The sequence below is a fragment of the Exiguobacterium sp. s75 genome, from assembly GCF_018617145.1.
Classification (GTDB): Bacteria; Bacillota; Bacilli; order Exiguobacteriales; family Exiguobacteriaceae; genus Exiguobacterium; species Exiguobacterium profundum.
Genome location: NZ_JACSJQ010000001.1, coordinates 1,814,028 through 1,838,100, shown reverse-complemented (window position 1 = coordinate 1,838,100; position 24,073 = coordinate 1,814,028). Strand labels below are relative to the sequence as shown.

Below are 24,073 nucleotides of genomic sequence, written 5' to 3'. Positions count from 1 at the left end.
CCCGCTTTCGCCTCATCGCGGATGGCGATGCGGTCCTCGAGCAGCTTGTTGTAGATGAACCGGGCGCAGCCGATCGTCTTGATGAGGAAATCGGCCTGTGCGGGCGTCGGGTGGAGCCTGTATGTGTAACCTTTCAGCATGTCCGTCCCTCCTCCCTCCAGAAGATCGTGATGTATCCTCCTCGTCCGATACCCGCGGAAGGGGAGGGAGAATCTGACGGAATCACGAACTTTTGTTCGTCATATCTGTCACAGGGGGAAAAGACTTTTGGACCGGGTGATTCATCTCCCACCCACGCTGGGCTACGCCCCGAGACGCTTAGAGGAGGGAGAATTCTCGCCTACTTTTGTTAAAGACGACGTACCTGTTTTGTATGATTTTGTATATATTTGTCGCCATATTGACGATTTCATTCGTGAAGAGTTTGATACAATCGAATCGATTGAATGAAATAGGAGAGAATAAGAATGAGACGACACATGTTAGTTATTATGACGTTATTGATTGGGATGGGTACATGGTATTACATCGCGGGAGCCGCCCCAACGATTAAAGAAGTTCCGACACCATCCTTTACCGGACAATACCCCGGGTTACATTTAACGGTAGAGAGTGAACAAGCGAAAAGATATACGACATCAATCTCAGTTCCGAGAACGGATTATGAAATGCTAAACGAGGAGCTGGATGCATTCATTTTAGAAAAGAAAGAAGCATTTCAACACAACCTCACCCCTAGTCACGGTCAAACGGGTCACTTAAATATTCAGACCGATACATATCAAACGAATGAGGGAGAATATACGCTAGTCGTTCATACTTATGCATTCACTGGTGGTGCGAATGGTCAAACCACTGTCGACGTATTTCGGATGAACCTTTCGGACGGAACGTTCATTGAATGGGATGATGTCTTACGTGATGACCAACATGCATTAGAATGGTTCAAGCATAGCGTCATCACACAATTACAACATCGAGAATACGTGTTTGAGAATCAGTTACGTGAAGCGATTAAACATCCTAAATCGACGAAGTGGATACTGACGTCCTCTGGTCTAGATGTCATATTTGACGAGTATGAAGTGGCAGCGGGAGCGGCAGGTGTGGTAGAAGTTCATATTCCAATGAAGGAAGTTGAGCCGTTTTTGTTATCCAAATTAGATACGCCCACTACACAAGAAGAAGATTCTCCAATCATGAATCCCTCAAATAAGTCGCTTGAACCTAATGGGAAGTATGTTGCACTGACATTTGATGATGGACCACATCCAATCGTGACACCTCACATCCTTGAGACGCTTGAGAAATACCAAGCGCGTGCTACGTTCTTTATGTTAGGGAGTCAGATGGAATTCTATCCTGATGTAGCGAGACAAGTAGCGTTGTCAGGTCATGAGCTAGCAAATCATACTGAACATCACCCGGATTTGACACAATTGTCTGAGAAGGGAGTCAAAGAGGAACTCGAACAGGTTGATGGACGAATTGAGAGGCTTACGGGACAACGCCCATCATTGGTTCGTCCACCATACGGGGCTAAAAATGAAATGATTGAACAGATCATTCAGACAAAGGAGCAGACCCTTGCACTATGGACGGTCGATTCTCTTGATTGGAGTCACCGTAATGCCGATCAAATGTATCGCTTGATTATGGACAATGTCCATCCAAGTGCTGTTGTCTTGATGCATGATATTCATGAGTCCACAGCTGAAGGGTTGCCGAAAGTTCTCGATGCGCTGAAACGTGAAGGGTACACGTTTGTGACGATGAGTGAGCTCTTGACGTTGAAATAGTAAATGAACCCGCCGTGATAAACGGCAGGTTCATTTTTTTATTTCACTTCTTGATCTTTAATTGGGAACCAACCGGCACGTGTCGTGATGGCGTTCCATAGCGGAGCTGGGACAGCGAGTTCGGCTTGTTTGTTCAAGTCGAGTTCTGTCTCGATCTCGTCTTCGCGGTCCGATTTCACTTTTTCGAGCCATTCTGGATCGATGATCAGTTCGCGACCGAGTGCGGCAAAATCGACGACGTCGAGTGCGTCTTCCACTTGGGCCGGACGTTGGAGTTGCCCGACTCCGATGAGTGGGATGGCACCATTGATTCGATTGGCGATGCGGTCTATCGAACGCTCCGTGACATTCTCGTCACGCATGGAAGCTGTGTTGAAGTTCCAGAGAGAAGCGTGAATATAATCGACGCCCTCTTCTAAAATCATATCGAGTAACACATCCGTGTCGTCGAGTGTGATTCCTGGCTCTTCGATTTCTTCCGGTGAGAAACGATAGCCGACTAAGAAGTCTTCTGCATCTGCAGCTGCTTCTTTCACACGACGAATGACTTCGCGTGGGAACGTCAAACGTCCGTGGACATCACCGCCGAAGCGATCTTCACGGCGATTTGAATGCGGTGAGAAGAATTGTTGAATCAAGTAGGTGTTCGCTCCGTGAATCTCAACTCCGTCAAATCCGGCTTCGATGGCCCGACGCGTCGCTTCACCGAACGCCTCAATGATGGCTTCGACTTCTGACGTCTCGAGGGCACGTGGTGTGACGGCACCTTCTCGGACTGGTGCGACGGCACTTGCACTGACAGGTTGTTCGTTCGGGACGAGTTCAGGTGGTGACATCCGTCCAGCGTGGAAAATTTGAAGGATGGCTTTTGCGCCTTCTGCTTTTAAACTTTCCGCCAATTGACGGAGACCTGGGATGAATTTGTCGTCATTGACCCCGAATGCGTTCGGGAATCCTTTCCCGTCTTCTGTCACGTACGCGCAAGCCGTGATGGCGAGCCCGACGTTTTGCGCCCGCTTCCGATAGTAGGCGAGCTCATGCTCGGATACTTCGCCCGTTGGCTCTGATGAGTAATGTGTCATCGGTGCCAATACGAGGCGGTTCGGTACTTCGACGCCATTTTTGAACTGAAAAGGTTGTAACATACGTTTCATCTGAAATCCTCCTTCAACATGATACCTTGAAGTCTAAGCTTCTCGACTCAAAAATGCGAGTCGGATGCTTGTGAATGAACACATTACAGATTGCGCAAGCGTAAGAGATGATTGAACTGAAAAGAATAGGGTATAATACAGGAGAAAAGTTGATATTCGGTTCGAGACAATAGAGAGACCACAACAGAAGGGGGAAGCCTTGTTTTTGTTGTGGTCTCTTTTTCTATTCATTGAACCGTACTTACTATAGGAGGGAATAAGATGGAAATCAGAAATTTCTCAGCGAAAGAACGAGCGAAACGATACGAACAACTGACAAGCGAACGTCATGACGTTCTTGTTGTCGGTGGAGGGATTACCGGAGCGGGGATTGCGCTCGATGCGTCGTCGCGTGGGATGAAGACAGCGGTTCTCGAAATGCAAGACTTTGCGGCCGGGACGTCAAGCCGTTCGACGAAACTTGTTCACGGGGGACTCCGCTATTTGAAACAATTTGAAGTGGCGCTTGTCGCAGAAGTCGGGAAAGAGCGTGCCATCGTGTATGAGAACGGTCCTCATGTCACGACACCGGAACAGATGCTGTTACCGATGCACAAGGGAGGCACGTTTGGTCCCTTCTCAACTTCAATCGGACTCATGGTGTATGACTTCCTTGCAGGCGTCAAACGGGCAGAACGGCGCATGATGCTCAAACCGAATGAAGTCATCAAAAAAGCACCGCTCGTCAAAAAAGATGACTTAGTCGGTGGTGGATACTACGTCGAGTATCGGACGGATGATGCACGATTGACAATCGAAGTGGCGAAAGAGGCCGCGAATCATGGTGCGCTTCTCATGAACTATGCGAAAGTGACCGGACTGATTTATGAGAACGGCAAAGTAGCCGGTGTACACGTCGAAGACCAAATCGATGGGTCGACATATGACGTCTATGCGAAAAAAATCATCAATGCGACTGGTCCATGGGTCGATGAGTTACGGGAAGAAGACAACTCGAAAAAAGGCAAACAGCTTCGTTTGACGAAGGGAATTCACCTCGTCATCGATCAATCGAAATTCCCACTCAAACAGGCAATTTATTTCGACACACCAGACGGGCGCATGGTCTTTGCCATTCCACGCGGAAACAAAGCATATGTCGGAACGACGGATACGTTCTTCGATAAAAACAAAGCGCATCCACGCATGACGACAGAGGACCGCGATTATATTTTGGATGCGATCCATTATATGTTCCCGGACGTCCATGTCACAGCAGACGATGTGGAATCGAGCTGGGCGGGTATTCGTCCGTTGATCTATGAGGAAGGAAAGGACCCTTCTGAAATTTCACGTAAGGACGAAATTTGGCAGTCAGACAGCGGCTTGATCACGATTGCCGGCGGTAAATTGACAGGATATCGGAAGATGTCAGAAACAGTCGTCGACCTCGTCGCCAAATTGTTGAAAGAAGAAGAAGGCGTCGTTTACTTGGCGAGCCGGACGAAGCATATGCCGATGTCAGGTGGTCACGTCGGCGGTTCGAAAGGATTCAAAGACTTCCTTGAGAAGAAAACGAAAGAACTTCAAAATCACGGTCTCGACGCGGGGCACGCGGAAGAACTCGTCCGTCTATACGGTTCGAATATTGACCGCGTCATCGAGCGGATGGACTCGAACGCGTATGACTTGCCAGAGGTCGTCTATGCACAGTTGATTTATGGCATTGAAGAAGAATCGGTCGTTCGTGCCATCGACTTCTTGATTCGTCGGACCGGAGCGATGTTCTTTGATATCGATTTCGTACGTCAACACAAAGACGGTGTCCTTCGCTGCATGGCCGACGTCTTCAAATGGTCGGATGAGCGTTTGAAAGAAGAGCGTGAAGAGGTCGAGAAGGAGATTGAAATCGCAGTTGTGCCTGTGACTGTCGAATCGTAATGCACTGTATCGAAGGAAAGGTTCATTCTAAACAGGATGAACCTTTTTTGTGGCATGGTTTCGTCGATTCGGAATAACGGTATACCTCATAAGTAGTGATTCTTAGATTGAGGGAGAACTTTTTATGAAACGAAATCTCGTTGCCATCCTATTGATTGGCATTCTATTAGTAGTAGGGTGGCGTTATGTCGATCCCAATCGATTATTGGCCGATGTTTATTATGTCAAAGTTCCAAGTGCAGAAGTGGCGACACAAACTTCATCCGGTTATCGCTATGATCTCATCGGATACGACGAGGATGGAAAAAAACGTCCTCTGTCGATTGCCACTTCGGGGTTGTTACCGGAAGGAAACTATCTGCGGGTATTCGTGAAAGAAGAAGATGCGGAAGTGACCGACTACGAGCAGGTGAATGTCCTAGACGTACCTGAACAGTTGAAGGAAGAACAGGAAGAAGACAATTCCGAGCCATCGTTCCCTTGATTTCAAAAGATAGACGTCGCGAAAAAGAGATGAGTTTGGTAAGGTTAAATTGTTTGAATATGGTAAACGATGAATGAAAGAAGGGACATGCATGTCACGGATGTTAATAGCAGATGACCAGGACGGAATTCGTACGATGCTCGCGCAAGTGTTCACGAACATGGGTGTAGACGTGGACACGGCGCAAGACGGCATCAGCGCCTGGGGGTTTTTAGAGCGGGAACAATATGATTTGGTATTGCTCGATATGAATATGCCTCGTATGTTTGGACATGAAGTATTGCGTCGCATGCGCGAGAAACCGTTAGACACACCTGTCATGATCATGACGGCGTTTGGGGAGGAAGCGGTGATTGAAGAAGTGCGCCGTCTCGGAATCACAGCACAATTTGAGAAACCGTTTGATATTTATGGAATGATTGAAAAAGTGAAAGAAGTCTTGAAAATTTGACGTTTCGTCACCAAGATGACATATGTAAACGCTTGCGCTAAGCCATTTCTATGCCCGAATATCATAGGCACATGTTTTACGGTGTGTTATAATGGGAACGAATTGCACGGGGGAACTTTTCCCAAACGTGTATAATAGCGAACAGACAGGAGGATGTCATTATGCCATTAGTATCAATGACAGAAATGCTTAACAAAGCATTCGAAGGCAAGTATGCAGTCGGCCAATTCAACATCAACAACCTCGAGTGGACGCAAGCGATTCTTCGCGCTGCGGAAGACGAGAAATCACCAGTAATCCTCGGTGTATCAGAAGGTGCAGCGAAGTACATGGGTGGCTTCACGACAGTTGTCAAAATGGTTGAAGGTCTTATGCACGACTACAACATCACTGTTCCAGTTGCAATCCACCTTGACCACGGTTCTTCATTCGATAAGTGTAAAGCAGCGATCGACGCTGGTTTCACGTCAGTCATGATCGACGGTTCACACCACCCGATCGATGAAAACATCGAAATGACGAAACAAGTTGTCGAGTACGCGCACGCTAAGGGTGCTTCTGTTGAGGCAGAAGTCGGTACAGTTGGCGGCGAAGAAGACGGCGTTATCGGTGGCGTACAATACGCTGACCTCGATGAGTGTGTACGTGTTGTCAAAGAAGCGAAAGTGGATGCACTTGCTGCAGCACTCGGTTCTGTACACGGTGAATACCAAGGCGAGCCGAAACTTGGCTTCAAAGAGATGGAAGAAATCGCAAACGCGACACAAACTCCACTCGTTCTTCACGGCGGATCAGGTATTCCTGAGCACCAAATCAAAAAAGCAATCGAGCTCGGCCACAGCAAAATCAACGTCAACACTGAGTGCCAACAAGAATGGACTCGTGCGGTACGTGAGAAAATTGCTGCTGATGCAAAAGTATATGACCCACGTAAAATTATCGGACCTGGTATCGAAGCGATTTATAACGTCGTTACTGGCAAGATGCGTGAGTTTGGTTCAAGCAACCAAGCTTAATCCTGTCCTGAAAGGCTGACTCTTTTGTAGAGTCAGCCTTTTTTTGATGATTTAGGGAACGTATACATATATGGTGAAAAAAAGGGGGGAGTCTTTGTGATTTATAACGAGCGACCGACAGAATTGTTTTGGCGAATCTTTTATGTATATGGAGCAATCGTGTTGATTGGTCTTTCTTTAGCATTAGCCGCCGCCCCACTCATTTTAATTTATTATTATCCGGTACCTTGGCTTATTCCATTGTTAGTCTTAGTCGCCATCGGTGGGTTTGGGGTGTATTGGTTTACGAACACATTCCGTCGTTTATTTTGGAAAGAACGGAATCACTCTAGATACGAAATGACCGCAACGAGCATCGAGGGTGTAACGTATCGACATGAACCGGGCGAGTCGGTCGAGCAATCATTTCCAATCTCAGCGATTCGACAAATCGTCTTCTTCCCGGCGATTGTCCGAAAGACACAGCCGTCTCCGACGGTTCGGATTGGTCGGCCTACGGTAGAGTACACTCCGATGCTATCGATTATGACAAAAGATGATGCCATGGAAATCTTGTTCGATCAACGTGATCTGGTTGCCTTTGATCAATGGATAAAATCTTTCCATGAGCAGGGAATTCCGCTATTTTACACACCAAAAGAATTGTATTGGATTGGTGCGAATATCTCGACACGACGTGAGCGATTTGAACGGTTGAGTCGTCCGGAAGAAATCGTTCCATTTGTCTACACCGGCGACCTTGTGGCAGATGAGCAGACGGCAGCAACGAATTGGATTGAAACCCACGGATTGGAACGTTTGAAAGAAGGACCACACCAAGCATACTATGTGAAGCAAAGTAAAATTATGAAATGGTCATTTTTCGGGACGCTCGCTGGGATTGGCCTTGTCGTAGGATCGATGCTTGCAATCGCATCGTTGACGTAAAGGGTATAGCAATTCGACATGACTTTCCTCATAATAGAGATTGTAAGCGATCACAAATTAAGGAGGAGACACATATGCGTTTTTTCATTGACACAGCAAATGTGGAAGACATTAAAAAAGCTCATCAAATGGGCGTCATTGGAGGCGTGACGACGAATCCATCGCTCGTCGCCAAAGAAGGTGTCGATTTCCATACAAGACTTCGTGAAATCTGTGAGATCGTCGGGGATCTCTCGGTCAGCGCCGAAGTTATTGCACTCGATGCGTCGGGTATGGTGGAAGAAGGAAAGGAACTTGCCGCCATCGCGCCGAATATTACGGTAAAGGTACCGATGACACCAGCGGGGATGCAAGCGGTAAAACAGTTCAAGGAGCTTGGAATCAAGACAAACGTCACGCTCATCTTTAACGCCAACCAGGCCTTACTTGCGGCACGTGCCGGGGCATCATACGTTTCTCCATTCATCGGACGCTTGGATGACATCGGACAAGATGGGCTTGATTTAGTTGAGACCATTGCGAACATCTTCGCAATCCATGGCATCGAGACAGAAATTATCGCAGCATCTGTGCGTCATCCGGTTCACGTGACAAAAGCTGCACTCCTTGGGGCTGACATTGCCACAGTCCCTTACAAAGTTATCGAACAAATGATGAAACATCCGCTCACAGACAAAGGCATTGAGCAGTTTTTAGCGGATTGGAACAACGCTCAATCCAAATAAGTCCGTCGTAGAAAGGTTTTGATCAGCGTGGAAATTCTCCATATCGTTGGGCAGCAAAAACTAGAAGGAACCGTCGAGATTAGCGGAGCGAAACAGAGCGCTCTCCCTTGCCTTGTGGCTGCACTTCTCACGGAAGAGTCGGTGACGATTGAAAACGTTCCGATGATTGAAGACGTGGAAGTGATGGTCAATTTGTTAAAAGAGTTAGGGGTTCGAGTAGAGCGGGATGGCGAACGAATGACGATTCATTCGAATGAAGCAGTCGCAATGCCTCTCCTCGGTTCTGAGACGCGCAAAGTCCGTGCCGCTGTCTATTTACTCGGGGTCTTCGCGGCTCGCTTTGGAAAAGGGGCGGTTGGGTTACCTGGAGGATATGCGATTGGTCCACGGCCGATTGACTTACATTTGAAAGCGTTGGAACGTCTCGGCATTCATGTTGAGAATGAATCAGGTCTCTATCATGTCCGGGTCGATGAACTTGTTGGGAATCGAATTTACTTGGACTTGCGGTCGTTTGGGGCAACCGTGAGTGCAATGCTTGCGGCTATTCTAGCGACAGGGACGACGGTCATCGAAAACGCGGCTTGCGATCCGGAAGTCGTCGATGTGGCGACCATGCTCACATCGATGGGTGCACATGTGAGTGGGGCAGGAACGGATGAGATTCGAATTAAAGGGGTGGAACGCCTCCACGGTTGTACGCACACACTCATTCCAGATCGTCTCGAAGCCGGAACGTTCATGATGTTCGGTGCAGTGTCCGGTCGTGTGACCGTCCAACCGGTCATTCCGACACATCTCGAAGGGGTCATTCAAAAACTGTTGGATTTCGGAGCGGACGTCGAGGTCGGTGAGGAGTCAATTACCGTGACGGCGAACCAATTCATGCCAACAGATATTCGGGTATTCCATTACTCGGGGTATCCGAGCGACTTGCAACCGGTGATGACGGCAGCCTTATTAAAAGCTGACGGAACGAGTGTTGTCACCGATAAATTGTATGCGCAACGATTCCGCCACATCGCCGAGATGCGACGGATGAATGCGCAAATTACACTGGAGGATGCATCGGCTGTGATTCGTGGCGGCAATAAGCTGGCGAACGCAGAGATGGAATGCACCGATGCACGGAGTGCCGCGGCCCTGGTACTGTCAGCGCTCCAAGCTTCTGGTGAATCGACGCTACTACATGCGGAACGACTGAATGATTCGTATGTCGACTTTGTCGGCAAATTCAAACAACTCGGTGCGCTCGTTTGGGTGGAGGAACAAACCGAGGTATAAAGGGGAGATTTCGGGTGGAACGAAGTTTATCGATGGAACTGGTTCGGGTGACAGAAGCGGCGGCACTTGCTTCAGCCCGTTGGATGGGACGAGGATTGAAAGTCGAAGCGGATGATGCGGCAACGACGGCCATGCGCGACGTATTTGACACGATTCCGATGAAAGGGATTGTCGTCATCGGTGAAGGGGAGATGGATGAGGCCCCGATGCTATACATCGGAGAAAAAGTCGGAAATGGCTACGGTTCTCGTCTCGATGTCGCAGTCGATCCGTTAGAAGGGACAAACATCGTAGCGACCGGAACGTGGGGAGCACTTGCGGTTCTCGCGGTCGCGGATGCAGGCGATCTCCTTCATGCTCCAGACATGTACATGGATAAAATTGCCGTCGGACCGGAAGCGGCAGGTCTCGTCAGTCTCGACAACTCGATTGAAGAGAACATTGAAATCGTGGCGAAAGCGAAGAAGAAAAACGTGGAAGATGTCGTCGTCACGATTTTACATCGGGACCGTCACGAAGAAACCATTCAACGTGTCCGCGCGACCGGTGCGCGAATCAAATTGATTCCGGACGGGGACGTCGCCGCGGCCATCAACACCGCTTTCCCGAAAACGGGTGTCGATTTGTTGCTCGGTTCAGGCGGGGCGCCAGAAGGTGTCATCGCTGCAGTCGCAATGAAGTGTTTAGGTGGAGACTTCCAAGGGCGTTTGCTCCCGGAAGATGAAGCGCAGAAACAACGTTGCCATGACATGGGAATCGAAGATACGGATCGAATCCTCCTCCTCAATGATTTGGTGAAAGGTGAAGATTGTATCTTTGCGGCGACCGGCGTCACAGATGGTGAGCTGTTACGTGGAGTCCAATTCACGTCACAAGGCGGACAGACCCATTCGGTCGTCATGCGTGCCAAGTCCGGTACCGTTCGTTTCGTCGAAGGGAACCACTCACTTAAGAAAAAACCAAAAATGGTCATGAAACCAGAATGATCAGAAGTCGTGGATGTGAAAACGTCCACGACTTTTTTGTGGTGAAAGCGTCAGAAAACGGGAATGGATAGTCAGGAGGTGGGTGTGATGATTCAGGTTGAAGGACTCGTCAAAACATTCAAGGATGTTCCAGCTGTCGATGACGTGTCATTTTTCGTGAAAGAAGGAGAAATCTTTGCGTTTTTAGGTCCGAACGGTGCGGGTAAATCGACGACGGTGCAAATGTTGACGACACTCGTGAGACCGACATCTGGAGCGGCACGTGTCAATGGATTCGATGTCGTTAAACAAGAAAAAGATGTCCGATTATCGATTGGAGTTGCCTTACAAGAAACAGGAATCGATAAAGTGTTGACGGGACGAGAGCTCCTTGTCTTACAAGGGCGTTTGTTTAAGATGTCGAATGAAGAGGCGCAACGTCGAGCCGATGAGTTACTCGAAGTCGTTTCACTGACGGATGCGGCCGATCGCCGGAGTGGTACCTATTCCGGTGGGATGCGACGACGTCTCGATTTGGCTCTCACACTCGTCCATCGTCCGACGGTCTTGTTTTTAGACGAACCGACGACCGGACTCGATCCGGCGAGCCGAATCGAAATTTGGAATGAAGTACGCCGATTGAACGAGGAATTCGGGACGACGATTTTTTTAACGACCCAATACTTAGAGGAAGCAGATGAGTTGGCTGACCGGATTGCAATCATCAATCACGGGAAGATTGTGAGTGAAGGAACGGCCGAGGAATTGAAACAGCTCGTCGGTGGAGAGACGATTTCGATGGACTTCGCTACAGAATCTGAAGCTACCCTTGCCGCGACGCGATTTCATACATCTTCGAATGGCACACATGTATCGTTTGAGTTACGTGACATGACGTTGACTGAGATTATTCGTTCCTTGGATGAACAAGGGTTGCAGCCTGAACGATTGACTGTCAAGCAACCATCGCTCGATGATGTATTCTTGAAAGTGACAGGCGAATCGTATGAAGGAGGCGAGATCCGTGTGGACTGAGACATGGCTATTCACGAAACGGAGTTTGCTGACGACTATTCGAAATCCGTTTTCATTCATCCCGAACTTGATCATTTCTGTATTCTTTTTACTTGTGTATACGAGTGGCTTGTCGAGCGTGGCCTCGTTGCCTCAGTTCGAAGGGAGCGACTATTTGAATTTCATCTTACCCGTATCCATTGTTTCAGGTGCAGTCGGGGGAGCGGGAGGCACGGGTCAGGCACTTGTCCGAGATATTGAGAGTGGCTATTTCGCAAGGCTCTTGTTGACACCGGCGACCCGTACGGCGATTGTGCTCGGACCGATGATTGCGGGGATGTTGCAGTTACTCGTCCAAACGCTACTTATTTTTGCTGTCGCGTTTCTCCTAGGTCTCACGATTCCAGTCGGGGCAATCGGTTTCTTCTTCACAGTACTGCTCGCGATTGGATTTGGACTTGGTTTCGCAGGATATTCAGTAGGTGTCGCCTTGAAGACACGAAATGCACAAGCGGCACAGGCAGGGACGTTGTTGTTCTTTCCTTTAATTTTCCTGTCGACGACGTTCGTTCCGAAAGAATTGATTGAAGCCGAATGGTTGAAAGTGGCGGCGACGTTCAATCCAACCACGTATATTTTCGAAGGGATGCGAGCGGTTCTGACGCAACCGGAGATTGACTGGGGTGCTTTATCTGCAGGGCTCGCAGTCGCGGGTACGATGAGTGTACTCATGATCGTCTTTGCGGCAACGAACGCGAGAGGGGCATTGAAGCAAAAATAAAAACGACTCGGTTCCGATGAACCGAGTCGTGATATTGTATTAGAGATATGATCCAGCGCCTACATAGCGTGGTGCCCAGTATCCAGAAGTGAAGCTCGCGTATTTAACGCCGCCTGTTTCTGAGTTGATCATTTGTGTTTTGCTAAGTGCCATTCCGACGTGTTGAATCGTTCCGCCTGAATGTGAGAAGAAGACGAGATCGCCTGCTTGGATCGATGACTTCGAGATTTTCTTCGCGCTTGAGTATTGCTGACGTGAAGAACGTGGAAGTGTTTTTCCGATTGCTTTCTTGTACACGTGTCCAGTATATCCTGAGCAGTCAAAACCTGAAGTTGTTGTTCCACCATAGCGATACGGTGTTCCGAGATATTTCTTCGATTCAGCGACGAGTTTCGAACGTTTGCTAGAAGATGACGTTGAAACCGTTGTTGATGTCGACGTGTTCGCTTTCAAGTATGTGTACGTTGAAGAAGCTGAGATGTAACGGTGTGTGCCTTTGTAGTTGATTTTATAGAACGAACCGGATTTACCAAGGTATGTATAGCGTTGACCTTTATCCATTTTCGCGACGACTTTCGATGATGTAAGTGACGGGGCAGTACGGATGTTCAAACCGTTTACTTTCGAGTAAGCAAATGTACCGGTAGCGGCTTCTGCTTGTTCACCTGTTGAGAACATAAGACCCGAGAAAGCGACAGTGGCAGCGACGACGATTGATGCGATACGCTTTAACATTGTATAAATCCCTCCGTTTTTAAAATCAAGACATTCGTATATGACAAATCGAGTAATTTTTAATGGTAGAGCACAAGTTGCGGCATATACCCGGTTTCCTGTGCAAATAAACTATATCATGCGCAAGACCGATAGCATTTTTCAATCGCAAGTCAAAAAAGTGTTTTCTTGTAACAAAAATGAAACAATATGTGGATATAGCACTTATTTTGTTACAAAACTATCTTTTACTGTGTAAGGATTTGTACAAGAGGGAAACGATTGAACAAAAGGTGATTTTTGCACGGTGACGGCACGGGCAAAATGTGGTTAGATGATGGCAGAACAAATGAATCAAGTTGAATTCTTCTTGTAATGAAATGTAGAAAGATAGGTGACTTGAATGAGTCAACAGACAGAACCGACAAAGAACTATACACTTCGTGAACTTGAAACGAAGACGTTGAAAGAATTATATGAGATTGCCAAAGAAGTCAAAGTACCGAACTTCCGAGAAGCACGGAAACGTGAGCTCATGTTTCGTATTTTGAAATCACAGGCTGAATCAAAAGATTTATATTTCCTCGAAGGCATTTTAGAGATCATTCCACCGAATCCACAGTCTCAAAATGATGGCGGGTTTGGATTCCTCCGACCAATCAACTACTCTCAATCTTCCGAAGACATTTATATCGCCGCATCGCAAATTCGTCGCTTCAATCTTCGAAACGGAGACCTCGTCACAGGGAAGGTCCGTAAACCAAAAGAGAATGAGCGATTCCAAGGGTTGTTAAGTGTGGAAGCTGTCAACGGAGAGTCGACGGACTCGACGCGTTCGCGTGATTATTTCCCGGCATTGACACCGATTTATCCAGAACAACAGATGGTGCTCGAGACAGAGCCGACACATCTTTCGGTTCGTGTCATGGATATGATTGCACCAGTCGGGTTTGGCCAACGTGGGTTAATTGTGGCGCCACCAAAAGCGGGGAAAACGTCGCTTTTAAAAGAGATTGCGAATTCGATCACGACGAATCATCCGAACGTCGAATTGATTATTCTTTTAATCGATGAACGACCGGAGGAAGTGACGGATATTCAACGCTCTGTACCGGACGCAGACGTGGCGTTCTCGACCTTTGACGAGACGCCGGAAAACCATGCACGTATTTCAGAACTCGTTCTCGAACGCGCGATGCGTCTCGTGGAACATAAGAAAGACGTTGTCATCCTGCTCGATTCCATCACACGCTTGACGCGTGCGTACAACCTGTCTGTTCCACCGAGCGGACGGACGCTCTCGGGGGGGATCGACCCGGCGGCGTTCCACAAACCGAAAAAGTTCTTCGGAGCGGCGCGGAATATCGAAGATGGGGGCAGCTTGACGATCCTCGCGACAGCGCTTGTTGATACTGGCTCGCGAATGGACGACGTCATCTATGAAGAGTTCAAAGGAACGGGGAACATGGAGCTGCACCTAGACCGGAAATTGGCCGAACGTCGAATCTTCCCAGCAATCGACATTCGTCGCTCGGGAACACGGAAAGAAGAGTTGTTACTCGGGAAGGACGAACTCGATTCGCTCTGGACGATTCGTCGTACGATGAACGAGTCCCCGGACTTCGTCGAACAGTTCTTGCGCCGTGTCCGTGAGACGAAAACAAACCTCGACTTTTTTGCTGCGCTAGAGGCAGATAAGAAAAAAAGACGACCGGTGAAAAAAACGAAAACAGACTTGTAAAACCTATAGTAGGGTGATATTATATTCTAGTGAACTTTCTCTAGGTTGAAAGAATACTTAGGGCCGAAGGAGTTGAAAAGCAATGAAACAAGGAATCCACCCAGAATACCGTAAAGTCGTATTCATGGACTCGACGACAGAATTCAAATTCATCACTGGTTCAACTCGTTACTCTAACGAGACAATCACGATGGAAGATGGAAACGAGTACCCACTCATCCGTGTCGATGTATCTTCTGATTCGCACCCGTTCTACACAGGTCGCCAGAAATTCGCATCTGCAGATGGTCGTATCGAGCGCTTCAACAAGAAATACCAACGTTAATCGTAAAGTTGTATGCTCACCGCCTAGGGATTGCCCTTGGCGGTTTTTTGTTGCATCGACACGGGTAAAGAGACGAAAGACTGTCGTGAGGGGGCCGTTATGGAATTTATACTCATTAGTATCAGCTTGTTGATCGGGGTCGGCATCATGTCCCAATGGTTGGCATGGCGTTATCAAATCCCAGCAATCATCATTATGACGCTCGCTGGAGTATTGGCCGGTCCAATCCTTGGGCTGTTCGACCCACGTGAATTATTAGGAGATTTATATAGTCCCATCATTTCGTTTGCGGTCGCCATCATCTTATTTGAAGGAAGTCTTGGGCTTCATTTTAGCGAAATCAATCAGTTCCGACGGTCGATCGTCCGGATTGTCACGATTGGAGTCGCGCTCTCGTTTGTCGGGATGTCGCTACTCATTCAATATGTTGGAGGATTACATTGGGTCGTTGCCTGGACGATGGGGGCGCTCTTCGTCGTGACGGGTCCGACTGTCGTCATTCCGTTGTTACGTCAGGCACATTTGAAAGATCGGGTCGGAGCGATTTTGAAGTGGGAAGGCATCATTGTCGATCCTGTCGGAGCATTACTCGGACTCTTCGTCGTTCGACTCGGATATATCGTTTATGAAGGTATGGATTTATGGATGCAACTCCTCTTCGCAGGTGCTTGTATCGTAGGAATCGGACTCGGTTACTTGTTCGGCCATCTCTTGATGGGATGGTTTGTGGCAGAAAAAGTACCTCGCTATCTCCGTGCTTCGGTCACGTTGACGGCCGTCCTCATTTTATTCTCACTCAGCGAGCTCATGATGCATGAAGTCGGGCTGCTCGCCGTGACGGCGATGGGGATGACGATGGCCAATACGAAGCATCGGGATGAAGAAATCATCGAAGAACTGCAGTCATTCAAAGAGGATATTTCAATCTTGCTCATCTCGTCTGTCTTCATCTTGTTGACGGCATCTCTGTCCCGGGTCGAGCTGTTGAACATTTTCCAATGGCCGCTCCTCTTGACGATTGCGGGCATTCTGTTCTTGGTTCGCCCAGTTGCGATTTACTTGTCGACCATCGGTGGAGGTTTGCCACTGGCAGAACGAGGATTCATCGGCTGGATTGCGCCACGCGGGATTGTCGCGATGACGGTCGCTGGATTCTTTGCTGAAGAAGTCGCGCATCTCGGGATTGATGATGCGAAACAAATGTTGCCGCTCACACTCGGTCTCGTCTTCATTTCCGTCACACTGCACGGTCTCACGATTCGACCGCTCGCGCGTAAATTGAAATTAATCGATGAACAAAAAGAGGCGAACGCTGACGAATAAAGGACGGAGTTCTTTCAATCAGCATTTAGGAGAAGTCAACCCTTTTCCTCAACTCGAAAGATAGGTATAATCGGAAAGCGATTATCGATGGAGAGGGCGAAGAACAATGATGCATGTGACGAACCGATATGGTTGGATTGAAGTGATTTGTGGGAGTATGTTTTCGGGGAAGTCGGAGGAATTGATTCGCCGAGTCCGCCGTGCTCATTATGGAAAGATTCCGGTCCAAGTGTTCAAACCAGCAATCGACGACCGGTATCATGAAGAGAACGTCGTCTCACACACAGGGAACTCGGTCGTGGCCGTGCCGATCGTATCGAGCCAAGACTTATATGATGCTGTACGTGAAGAAACACAGGTCATCGCGATTGATGAGGTACAATTCTTTGATGAGGGAATTGTGGACGTCATCGAACAACTTGCGAACGAAGACAAACGCGTCATCTGCGCCGGGCTCGACATGGACTTTCGGGGCGAACCGTTCACGATGATGCCTGAACTGTTGTCACGCGCGGAGTTTGTGACGAAACTACAGGCAATCTGTTTGTCATGCGGAGCGCCTGCTTCACGGACACAGCGTCTGATTGACGGGCAGCCGGCTCGGTATGAGGACCCGGTCATCTTGGTCGGGGCTTCCGAGTCTTACGAACCACGATGCCGACATTGTCATGATGTACCGAATAAACCACATCCGGTCCGCCATACTGTGGTAGACTGATGAATCGACGGACCGCCCTCGGCGGTCCGTTTTTTTTGCTATAATAGATAGAGTTTGATTTGACGGAGAAAGGACGGATCATCATGTTTGACCGTTTAAGTGTATTAGAAGATCGTTACATGCAATTGAATGAAATGCTCGCCGATCCTGAGGTGCTCAGTGACTCGACGAAGTTGAGACAATATTCGAAAGAGCAGGCACAACTAGAAGAGACGGTACAGATGTATCGTCAGTATAAAGAGACAAGTCAGGCGTTCAAGGAAGCGAAATCGATGCTTGAAGACCGAACGCTCGACGCCGATATGCGTGAATTGGCAAAAGAAGAGATGAACCTCCTCGAGCCAGAAGTCAAAGAGCTAGAGGCGAAACTGCGGATTTTATTGCTTCCAAAAGACCCGAACGATGACAAGAACGTCATCGTCGAAGTCCGAGGGGCGGCAGGCGGAGACGAAGCGGCGCTCTTTGCGGGAGATTTGTATAAGATGTATACGCGATTTGCTGAACGTCAAAATTGGAAAGTGGAACTGATTGACGCGAACTATACCGAACTCGGTGGATTTAAAGAAGTGACGTTCATGATTAACGGGGCAGGCGCCTATTCAAAGCTCAAGTTTGAGAACGGAGCCCATCGTGTGCAACGGGTCCCGTCGACGGAATCGGGCGGACGAATCCATACGTCCACAGCAACGGTAGCCGTTCTCCCAGAGGCGGAGGATGTCGAAGTGCACATCGATATGAAGGACGTACGGGTCGATACGTTCACTTCATCTGGTCCAGGGGGGCAATCGGTCAACACGACGCAATCGGCTGTCCGTTTGACACACATCCCGTCAGGACTCGTCGTATCGTGCCAGGATGAGAAGTCGCAACATAAAAATAAAGACAAGGCGATGAAAGTCCTTCGGGCACGTCTCTATGACAAGATGCAAAGCGAACATATGGAAGAATTATCGGCACAGCGTAAATCGGCTGTCGGAACAGGTGACCGTTCCGAACGGATTCGCACGTATAACTTCCCGCAAAGTCGTGTCACAGATCATCGGATCGGCTTGACCCTTCAGAAGTTGGACCGTGTCCTAGCAGGCGAACTCGAAGATATTATCGACGCACTCATCATGGACGAACAGGCACGTCTGATGGAGGATGCGGAATGATGCGGATTGCCGCGCTACTTAAACAGACGGAAGAACGGCTAGTTGAAGCTGGGCGCGATCGTGCGGCTGCCGAGTGGTGGTTCATGCATGTGCTACAAGTCGACCGCACGGGTCTCCTCGTTCGTTTGTCGGATGAATTGTCCTCAGATGAAGCGGCACGTTTCGAGGCGGGAATCGAGCGTTTACTGATGGGAGAACCGGTACAGCACGTGATCGGACATGCTCCCTTTTACGGGCGTTCGTTTGAAGTGAACCGGGACGTGTTGATTCCGAGACCAGAAACAGAAGAATTGATTGATTGGGTACTTGGGCAACTTCGTCACGTGAAGGATGATGAGATTGTCGATGTCGGAACGGGAAGCGGAGCAATCGCAATCACGTTGAGCCTTGAGCTCGGAGTACGCGTGCAAACCGTTGATATTTCTCCGGAAGCAATAACGGTTGCAAAGCGGAATGCGACCGCTCTTGGTGCGAATGTACGATTTTATGAAGGCGACGGGCTCGCCCCGATTGCGGACCACTCGATTCGCGTCCTCGTATCAAATCCGCCCTATATCGAGGCGGATGAATTGTTGGATGAGACGGTCGTCGGCTACGAACCGCATCTTGCCCTCTTTGGAGGGAAAGATGGGCTCGACATGTATCGGCAATTGATTGCGGATTCGGTGCGCGTCTTACGTGCCGATTGGCATTTGATTGCGTTTGAAATCGGGTATAACCAAGGACAAGATGTGAAATCATTACTGTCTGAACGTTATCCTGAAGCAGAAACGGGTATTTTAAAAGATATAAACGGCAAGGACCGTATCGTCTATGCCGTAAGGGAAGGGATTGCGTATGGAAACGAAATGGATTAATTCGAATGAGATTGAAGAGGGGGTACGTCTTCTTCAAGCGGGTGAAATCATCGCCATGCCGACAGAAACCGTCTATGGTCTCGCTGGAGATGCCATGAACGATGTGGCAATTCGAAAGATTTTTGAGGCAAAAGGTCGTCCGTCGGATAACCCGCTCATCGTCCATATCGCTTCAATCGAACAAACGAGTTTGTTTGTCGATTCGATTCCTCCTGTTGCCAAACGCTTGATGGATGCGTTTTGGCCAGGCGCTTTGACGATCATCTTGCCTTCAAACGGACGAGCTTCTTCGCTCGTGACCGCGGGCCTCGATTCCATCGGGCTCCGGATGCCGAACCATCCGGCAGCACTCGAGTTGATTCGCAAGTCAGGGTTAGGACTTGCGGCTCCGAGTGCGAATCGTTCCGGACGACCGTCGCCGACGACCGCTCAACACGTCGCGGATGACTTGGACGGACGAATCGCAGGAATCGTGGATGGAGGTCCTACCGGAATCGGAGTCGAGTCAACCGTTGTGGATTGTACGGGTGACACGGTAACGATTTTACGACCAGGTGGTGTGACGCGAGAAGAAATGGAAGCCGTCATCGGACCGGTCGCCTTAGATGCCAATTTGAGTAACGATGAAGCCGCGCCACGATCGCCGGGAATGAAATACACGCACTATGCTCCGACAGCACCTGTTTTTTTAGTCGATGGCACACGTGAAGATCTGGAGCGTGTCATCGAGGAACGGAAGCAAGCGGGGTTGCGAATCGGTGCCCTCGTCTTCGACGAAAACCCGACACCGGCTGAGGTCACGCATTCACTTGGGACCTCGATGGAAGTGGCGGCACAACGCTTATACGATGCGCTTCGTCGATTTGATGAAACAGACGTGGATGAGATTTATGTGAACACGATTGAACCGGTCGGAGTCGCATTAGCCGTCTATAACCGTTTATACAAAGCGGCGGGCGGAAAGGTTGTGCACCCGACGAAAGATGCCTAAAGACATAGAGGAGGACACGCGATGTCAATGAAACGCGTATTATTCATATGTAGTGGCAACACGTGCCGAAGCCCGATGGCGATGGCCTTGCTCCGTTCGAAGATGACCGGGGACGAGTTTGATATTCGCTCAGCCGGTCTACGGACGATGCAAGGATTCGATGCTTCTGAAAATGCACTGCAAGTTCTCAGAGAACGTGGGATTGAGCTCGATCATGTCACCCAGACGTTCGATGAGGTGTTAGGGAATTGGGCGGATATCATCTTGACGATGACACGCGCACACCGTGAACAAATTCGGGATACATACCCGGATTTGTCTGAGCGGACGTACACGCTCTATGAATTCGTGACGGGGCTCGAACGGGACATCAACGATCCGTTCGGCGGTTCGATGAATGTGTATCGCCAGGTGCGAAACGAGCTCGAACCACTCGTGAATCGACTTGTGTTAAAATTAACGAATGATGGGTCAAAGGTGACGAAACCACCGAGACGCCTACCAAAGAAGACGGGGGAATGAACGAATGAAAATTGCAATTGGCGCTGATCATGGCGGCTTCAACTTGAAGAAAGAAATCGTAGCCTTGCTTGAGGAACTCGGACATGAGTATAAAGATTTCGGGACGCACTCAGCGGACTCGATTGACTACCCGGATGTGGCCATCCCGGTCGCAGAAGCGGTAGCGGCAGGTGAATTCGATCGTGGGATTTTGATTTGCGGTACGGGAATCGGAATCGGGATTGCGGCGAACAAAGTCAAAGGGATTCGTGCCGCACTCGTCCATGACTCATTCAGCGCGAAAGCGACACGTCAGCATAACGATTCGAACATCATGACGATGGGCGAGCGTGTCATCGGACCTGGTCTTGCACTCGACTTGGTGACGACGTGGCTCGATACGGACTTTGAAGGCGGTCGCCATTCAAACCGTGTCGACAAGATGAGTGCTTACGAATCGAAGTGAGTCAAATGAAGACGGAACTTCTCGGATTTTTGACGGAGCTTCACGAACGGTTTCCTTTGAATGATGAGCGCATTCTCGTCATCGGATGCTCGACGAGTGAAGTGCTCGGAAAAACGATTGGGAAGGCAGGTTCCATTGATGTCGCAAGCGAATTGATGGAAGCATTCCTTGAATTTAGAAAGAAGACAGGTGTCCATTTGGCGTTTCAAGGGTGTGAGCATATCAATCGTGCCCTCACCGTTGAGCGCCGGACACTCAAACAGTTCGGTCTCACAGAAGTGACGGTCGTCCCGATCCGGTCCGCGGGCGGAGCGATGTCAGAGAAGGCTTATGCCAACTTTGATGAACCATGTGTCGTCGAATCGATTCAAGCAGATGCCGGGATTGATATCGGCTCGACATTGATTGGGATGCATTTGAAACCGGTCGCGATACCGGTTCGGTTATCATCGAAGCATCTCGGAGAGGCGTACGTCACGTTCGCAGTCACGAGACCGAAACTGATTGGTGGGCCACGGGCTCAGTATCCAAATAAATGAAGAAAGCATCGCATTTAGGTTTTTCGACCGAATGCGATGCTTTTTTGTTCAAATTATAAATCTTCTCCAAAAAGATAGGAGATGACCATCGGGAAACGCTCACGCCAGGCGAGCTCGTTGTGAACTCCTTCTTCAATCACTTCGAATCGGATGTGTTCGACCTTGTCTTTTAACAAGTTGTACACGCGTTCGCTCGACTCACGATACATCTCGTTCGTCGGTCCATTTTCGATCGGTTCCTCGACTTCTTTTGCGCCGACGTCCAAGTAAAGACGCTCGACGCCCTTCAAATCGCTCGCTTCAATCAATTGTTCCAGCTCGGTTTGGTTGAACCAAAATGCAGAGGACAGGGAAGCGACGCGCTTGAAGATGTCTGGATACACACAGGCGGCATACACCGAGATGAGTCCACCCATCGAACTCCCCATCATCGCTGTCGCTTCCGGGATCGTCCGATAGTCGGCATCGATTTGAGGTTTCAATTCCTGCGCGATGTATTCGATATAGGCGGAACCTTGCCCGCCGAGCACGATGTCACGACCGAGCAAGCTCTCCCCGATATAAGGGTTTTCCCATGGTCCATACTCATCGAGTCGTTGTTCGCCTGGTGCACTATCGAGGGCGACGACAATCAAGTCACGCTTCGAGGCGTCTAAATATTCACCGACGCGCCAGCTCATGTTGTAGCTCGCATCCTCGTCAGCAAAACAGTTTTGTCCGTCGTGCATGTAGAGGACCGGATATCGTTTTTCGGACGTCTCATAGTCGGCAGGTGTGTAGATTCGGACCGTTCGTGTCCGTTCGAACGGTGTGATCGTCAGTTCTTTTGTCTCAATCATAAGTGGCCTCCTCACAGTTACATTCTTATTAATGATACCCAACTTTTCATCAGATTATTGCGATACCCAAAAAAACAAGCATGTGGTACGATGGGGGTGTTGATTTTTAGACATTTAGAGGGGGTCTTCACATGGTAAACACGACGAAGTTGAAAGTGCAGGATGCGGAATTATTTGAGGCAATGCAACACGAGCTCGGTCGTCAGCGCGACAACATCGAACTCATCGCTTCAGAAAACTTTGTTTCAGAAGCGGTCATGGAAGCGCAAGGAGGCGTATTGACGAACAAATATGCCGAAGGATATCCGGGACGCCGCTATTACGGTGGCTGTGAGTTTGTCGACGTTGCTGAGAACTTGGCGCGTGACCGTGCGAAAGAATTGTTCGGTGCAGAACATGCGAACGTACAACCACACTCGGGTGCACAAGCGAACATGGCGGTCTACTTCACGGTGCTTGAAGCAGGAGATACGGTTCTCGGAATGAACTTGTCTCATGGTGGTCACTTGACGCACGGTAGCCCGGTCAACTTCTCAGGTGTGCAATATAACTTCGTCGAATATGGTGTAGACAAAGAGACAGAACACATCGATTACGACGTCGTCGCTGCACTTGCGAAGGAACATAAGCCGAAATTGATTGTTGCGGGAGCATCGGCATATCCACGTACAATCGACTTCGCGAAGTTCCGTGAGATCGCGGACAGTGTCGATGCTTATCTTATGGTCGATATGGCGCACATCGCCGGACTCGTGGCAGCAGGTCTGCATCCGAACCCGGTCGAACATGCGCATTTCGTCACGACGACGACGCACAAGACGCTCCGTGGACCACGTGGAGGGATGATTCTTTGTAAAGAAGAGTTCGCCAAAGCGATCGATAAGTCGATTTTCCCAGGGATTCAAGGAGGACCGCTCATGCACGTCATCGCGGCAAAAGCGGTCGCGTTCGGTGAGGCACTCCAACCGGAATTCAAAGATTACCAACGTCAAGTCATTGCGAATGCACAAGCACTTGCGGCAGGCCTTGAAGAAGAGGGACTTCGAATCGTATCGGGCGGAACGGACAATCACCTCTTGCTCGTCGATCTTCGAGGAATCGACATCACAGGTAAAGCAGCTGAGCATGCATTGGATGCAGCAGGAATCACGGTCAATAAAAACACGATTCCATTCGACCCGGCATCACCGTTTGTCACAAGCGGAATCCGTCTTGGAACGGCTGCGATGACGACTCGTGGTTTCAAAGAAGCGGATATGAAAGAAGTGGCACGTCTCATCGGGCGTGTGCTCAAACAACATGAAGACGAGGCGGTAATCGCGGAAGCACTTCAAGACGTGCGATCGTTAACGGCGAAGTTCCCGCTTTACCCTGAACGAGGCTGA

Annotated in this window: 27 protein-coding genes; 23 read left to right on the top strand and 4 right to left on the bottom strand. The window is 49.2% G+C overall.

The window, feature by feature from the left end; genetic code table 11:
• Positions 1-140, bottom strand: a 140-nt coding sequence (locus KNO68_RS09395; protein ID WP_215112402.1) for a helix-turn-helix domain-containing protein, incomplete at its 3' end; no start/stop codon positions are given.
• 127 nt (positions 141-267) lie between these two features.
• Between KNO68_RS09395 and KNO68_RS09390 the strand changes: the two genes are divergently transcribed.
• Together KNO68_RS09390 and KNO68_RS09385 are read left to right on the top strand one after the other, a co-directional pair.
• The gene (locus tag KNO68_RS09390; RefSeq protein WP_078147685.1) at positions 268-450 is read left to right on the top strand and encodes a hypothetical protein; all 183 of its coding nucleotides are present in this window, start codon (positions 268-270) and stop codon (positions 448-450) included.
• Positions 451-467: 17 nt separating this feature from the next.
• Positions 468-1,799, top strand: coding sequence for a polysaccharide deacetylase family protein (locus tag KNO68_RS09385; protein WP_215112373.1), 1,332 nt, complete (start codon positions 468-470; stop codon positions 1,797-1,799).
• 38 nt (positions 1,800-1,837) lie between these two features.
• Here KNO68_RS09385 and KNO68_RS09380 read toward each other — a convergent pair whose 3' ends face one another.
• Positions 1,838-2,953, bottom strand: coding sequence for an NADH-dependent flavin oxidoreductase (locus KNO68_RS09380; RefSeq protein WP_078147683.1), 1,116 nt, complete (start codon positions 2,951-2,953; stop codon positions 1,838-1,840).
• Between the two features lie 261 nt (positions 2,954-3,214).
• Here KNO68_RS09380 and KNO68_RS09375 point away from each other — a divergent pair, with 261 nt between their 5' ends.
• The 10 genes from KNO68_RS09375 to KNO68_RS09330 all read left to right on the top strand — a co-directional run bounded on the left by KNO68_RS09375 (position 3,215) and on the right by KNO68_RS09330 (position 12,520).
• Positions 3,215-4,873, top strand: coding sequence for a glycerol-3-phosphate dehydrogenase/oxidase (locus KNO68_RS09375; RefSeq protein ID WP_078147682.1), 1,659 nt, complete (start codon positions 3,215-3,217; stop codon positions 4,871-4,873).
• A 124-nt stretch (positions 4,874-4,997) separates the two neighbouring features.
• On the top strand, positions 4,998-5,357 hold the full coding sequence (locus KNO68_RS09370) for a YxeA family protein (RefSeq protein ID WP_078147681.1): 360 nt from the start codon (positions 4,998-5,000) through the stop codon (positions 5,355-5,357).
• Between the two features lie 91 nt (positions 5,358-5,448).
• Positions 5,449-5,808 carry a response regulator gene (locus tag KNO68_RS09365; protein WP_078147680.1) on the top strand — a complete coding sequence of 120 codons (360 nt, stop codon included), beginning with the start codon at positions 5,449-5,451 and terminating at the stop codon, positions 5,806-5,808.
• Positions 5,809-5,969: 161 nt separating this feature from the next.
• Entirely contained in the window at positions 5,970-6,824 is an 855-nt protein-coding gene (fba, locus tag KNO68_RS09360; protein ID WP_078147679.1) for a class II fructose-1,6-bisphosphate aldolase, read from the top strand.
• 96 nt (positions 6,825-6,920) lie between these two features.
• Positions 6,921-7,751, top strand: coding sequence for a hypothetical protein (locus tag KNO68_RS09355; RefSeq protein WP_215112372.1), 831 nt, complete (start codon positions 6,921-6,923; stop codon positions 7,749-7,751).
• Positions 7,752-7,825: 74 nt separating this feature from the next.
• On the top strand, positions 7,826-8,476 hold the full coding sequence (fsa, locus tag KNO68_RS09350; RefSeq protein ID WP_078147677.1) for a fructose-6-phosphate aldolase: 651 nt from the start codon (positions 7,826-7,828) through the stop codon (positions 8,474-8,476).
• Positions 8,477-8,503: 27 nt separating this feature from the next.
• The gene (gene murA / locus KNO68_RS09345; protein WP_215112371.1) at positions 8,504-9,760 is read left to right on the top strand and encodes a UDP-N-acetylglucosamine 1-carboxyvinyltransferase; all 1,257 of its coding nucleotides are present in this window, start codon (positions 8,504-8,506) and stop codon (positions 9,758-9,760) included.
• A gap of 14 nt (positions 9,761-9,774) precedes the next feature.
• A complete protein-coding gene (gene glpX / locus KNO68_RS09340; protein ID WP_031422214.1) occupies positions 9,775-10,746 on the top strand; it encodes a class II fructose-bisphosphatase in 972 nt (323 codons plus the stop codon).
• Positions 10,747-10,833: 87 nt separating this feature from the next.
• Positions 10,834-11,760, top strand: coding sequence for an ATP-binding cassette domain-containing protein (locus tag KNO68_RS09335; protein WP_078147675.1), 927 nt, complete (start codon positions 10,834-10,836; stop codon positions 11,758-11,760).
• A complete protein-coding gene (locus tag KNO68_RS09330; protein WP_214686011.1) occupies positions 11,750-12,520 on the top strand; it encodes an ABC transporter permease in 771 nt (256 codons plus the stop codon). The genes KNO68_RS09335 and KNO68_RS09330 overlap by 11 nt, the downstream gene beginning before the upstream one ends.
• Before the next feature lie 39 nt (positions 12,521-12,559).
• Here KNO68_RS09330 and KNO68_RS09325 read toward each other — a convergent pair whose 3' ends face one another.
• Positions 12,560-13,255, bottom strand: a complete 696-nt coding sequence (locus KNO68_RS09325) for a C40 family peptidase (RefSeq protein WP_159562984.1) — start codon at positions 13,253-13,255, stop codon at positions 12,560-12,562.
• A 382-nt stretch (positions 13,256-13,637) separates the two neighbouring features.
• Here KNO68_RS09325 and rho point away from each other — a divergent pair, with 382 nt between their 5' ends.
• The 10 genes from rho (at position 13,638) to KNO68_RS09275 (ending at position 21,849) form a co-directional block, all read left to right on the top strand.
• Entirely contained in the window at positions 13,638-14,975 is a 1,338-nt protein-coding gene (gene rho, locus KNO68_RS09320) for a transcription termination factor Rho (protein WP_012727388.1), read from the top strand.
• Between the two features lie 82 nt (positions 14,976-15,057).
• Positions 15,058-15,300, top strand: a complete 243-nt coding sequence (locus tag KNO68_RS09315) for a type B 50S ribosomal protein L31 (protein WP_012727387.1) — start codon at positions 15,058-15,060, stop codon at positions 15,298-15,300.
• Between the two features lie 99 nt (positions 15,301-15,399).
• On the top strand, positions 15,400-16,623 hold the full coding sequence (locus KNO68_RS09310) for a cation:proton antiporter (protein ID WP_214686013.1): 1,224 nt from the start codon (positions 15,400-15,402) through the stop codon (positions 16,621-16,623).
• A gap of 106 nt (positions 16,624-16,729) precedes the next feature.
• On the top strand, positions 16,730-17,341 hold the full coding sequence (locus KNO68_RS09305) for a thymidine kinase (RefSeq protein WP_214686014.1): 612 nt from the start codon (positions 16,730-16,732) through the stop codon (positions 17,339-17,341).
• Positions 17,342-17,424: 83 nt separating this feature from the next.
• A complete protein-coding gene (prfA, locus tag KNO68_RS09300) occupies positions 17,425-18,495 on the top strand; it encodes a peptide chain release factor 1 (RefSeq protein ID WP_031422224.1) in 1,071 nt (356 codons plus the stop codon).
• Entirely contained in the window at positions 18,495-19,352 is an 858-nt protein-coding gene (prmC, locus tag KNO68_RS09295) for a peptide chain release factor N(5)-glutamine methyltransferase (protein ID WP_214730675.1), read from the top strand. Before prfA ends, prmC begins: the two co-directional genes overlap by 1 nt.
• Entirely contained in the window at positions 19,333-20,343 is a 1,011-nt protein-coding gene (locus KNO68_RS09290; RefSeq protein ID WP_214686016.1) for an L-threonylcarbamoyladenylate synthase, read from the top strand. Before prmC ends, KNO68_RS09290 begins: the two co-directional genes overlap by 20 nt.
• 21 nt (positions 20,344-20,364) lie before the next feature.
• Positions 20,365-20,865, top strand: coding sequence for a low molecular weight protein arginine phosphatase (locus tag KNO68_RS09285; protein WP_012727381.1), 501 nt, complete (start codon positions 20,365-20,367; stop codon positions 20,863-20,865).
• Between the two features lie 4 nt (positions 20,866-20,869).
• On the top strand, positions 20,870-21,310 hold the full coding sequence (gene rpiB / locus KNO68_RS09280; protein ID WP_012727380.1) for a ribose 5-phosphate isomerase B: 441 nt from the start codon (positions 20,870-20,872) through the stop codon (positions 21,308-21,310).
• 5 nt (positions 21,311-21,315) lie between these two features.
• Positions 21,316-21,849, top strand: a complete 534-nt coding sequence (locus KNO68_RS09275; RefSeq protein WP_201302252.1) for a TIGR01440 family protein — start codon at positions 21,316-21,318, stop codon at positions 21,847-21,849.
• A 53-nt stretch (positions 21,850-21,902) separates the two neighbouring features.
• Here KNO68_RS09275 and KNO68_RS09270 read toward each other — a convergent pair whose 3' ends face one another.
• Positions 21,903-22,688 carry an alpha/beta hydrolase gene (locus KNO68_RS09270; protein WP_214734523.1) on the bottom strand — a complete coding sequence of 262 codons (786 nt, stop codon included), beginning with the start codon at positions 22,686-22,688 and terminating at the stop codon, positions 21,903-21,905.
• Positions 22,689-22,819: 131 nt separating this feature from the next.
• Between KNO68_RS09270 and glyA the strand changes: the two genes are divergently transcribed.
• Positions 22,820-24,073: a serine hydroxymethyltransferase gene (gene glyA / locus KNO68_RS09265; protein WP_031422243.1), complete on the top strand. Its 1,254-nt coding sequence runs from the start codon at positions 22,820-22,822 to the stop codon at positions 24,071-24,073.

What these genes read in the sequence shown, in the direction of transcription:
- KNO68_RS09325 (WP_159562984.1), bottom strand. Translation starts at nt 13,255, where the DNA reads ATGTTAAAGCGTATCGCATCAATCGTCGTCGCTGCCACTGTCGCTTTC.
- KNO68_RS09275 (WP_201302252.1), top strand. Translation starts at nt 21,316, where the DNA reads ATGAAGACGGAACTTCTCGGATTTTTGACGGAGCTTCACGAACGGTTT.
- KNO68_RS09380 (WP_078147683.1), bottom strand. Translation starts at nt 2,953, where the DNA reads ATGAAACGTATGTTACAACCTTTTCAGTTCAAAAATGGCGTCGAAGTA.
- KNO68_RS09285 (WP_012727381.1), top strand. Translation starts at nt 20,365, where the DNA reads ATGTCAATGAAACGCGTATTATTCATATGTAGTGGCAACACGTGCCGA.
- KNO68_RS09315 (WP_012727387.1), top strand. Translation starts at nt 15,058, where the DNA reads ATGAAACAAGGAATCCACCCAGAATACCGTAAAGTCGTATTCATGGAC.
- prmC (WP_214730675.1), top strand. Translation starts at nt 18,495, where the DNA reads ATGCGGATTGCCGCGCTACTTAAACAGACGGAAGAACGGCTAGTTGAA.
- prfA (WP_031422224.1), top strand. Translation starts at nt 17,425, where the DNA reads ATGTTTGACCGTTTAAGTGTATTAGAAGATCGTTACATGCAATTGAAT.
- KNO68_RS09305 (WP_214686014.1), top strand. Translation starts at nt 16,730, where the DNA reads ATGATGCATGTGACGAACCGATATGGTTGGATTGAAGTGATTTGTGGG.
- KNO68_RS09370 (WP_078147681.1), top strand. Translation starts at nt 4,998, where the DNA reads ATGAAACGAAATCTCGTTGCCATCCTATTGATTGGCATTCTATTAGTA.
- KNO68_RS09290 (WP_214686016.1), top strand. Translation starts at nt 19,333, where the DNA reads ATGGAAACGAAATGGATTAATTCGAATGAGATTGAAGAGGGGGTACGT.
- KNO68_RS09310 (WP_214686013.1), top strand. Translation starts at nt 15,400, where the DNA reads ATGGAATTTATACTCATTAGTATCAGCTTGTTGATCGGGGTCGGCATC.
- KNO68_RS09270 (WP_214734523.1), bottom strand. Translation starts at nt 22,688, where the DNA reads ATGATTGAGACAAAAGAACTGACGATCACACCGTTCGAACGGACACGA.
- KNO68_RS09335 (WP_078147675.1), top strand. Translation starts at nt 10,834, where the DNA reads ATGATTCAGGTTGAAGGACTCGTCAAAACATTCAAGGATGTTCCAGCT.
- fba (WP_078147679.1), top strand. Translation starts at nt 5,970, where the DNA reads ATGCCATTAGTATCAATGACAGAAATGCTTAACAAAGCATTCGAAGGC.
- rpiB (WP_012727380.1), top strand. Translation starts at nt 20,870, where the DNA reads ATGAAAATTGCAATTGGCGCTGATCATGGCGGCTTCAACTTGAAGAAA.
- KNO68_RS09365 (WP_078147680.1), top strand. Translation starts at nt 5,449, where the DNA reads ATGTCACGGATGTTAATAGCAGATGACCAGGACGGAATTCGTACGATG.
- rho (WP_012727388.1), top strand. Translation starts at nt 13,638, where the DNA reads ATGAGTCAACAGACAGAACCGACAAAGAACTATACACTTCGTGAACTT.
- fsa (WP_078147677.1), top strand. Translation starts at nt 7,826, where the DNA reads ATGCGTTTTTTCATTGACACAGCAAATGTGGAAGACATTAAAAAAGCT.
- glyA (WP_031422243.1), top strand. Translation starts at nt 22,820, where the DNA reads ATGGTAAACACGACGAAGTTGAAAGTGCAGGATGCGGAATTATTTGAG.
- KNO68_RS09385 (WP_215112373.1), top strand. Translation starts at nt 468, where the DNA reads ATGAGACGACACATGTTAGTTATTATGACGTTATTGATTGGGATGGGT.
- KNO68_RS09375 (WP_078147682.1), top strand. Translation starts at nt 3,215, where the DNA reads ATGGAAATCAGAAATTTCTCAGCGAAAGAACGAGCGAAACGATACGAA.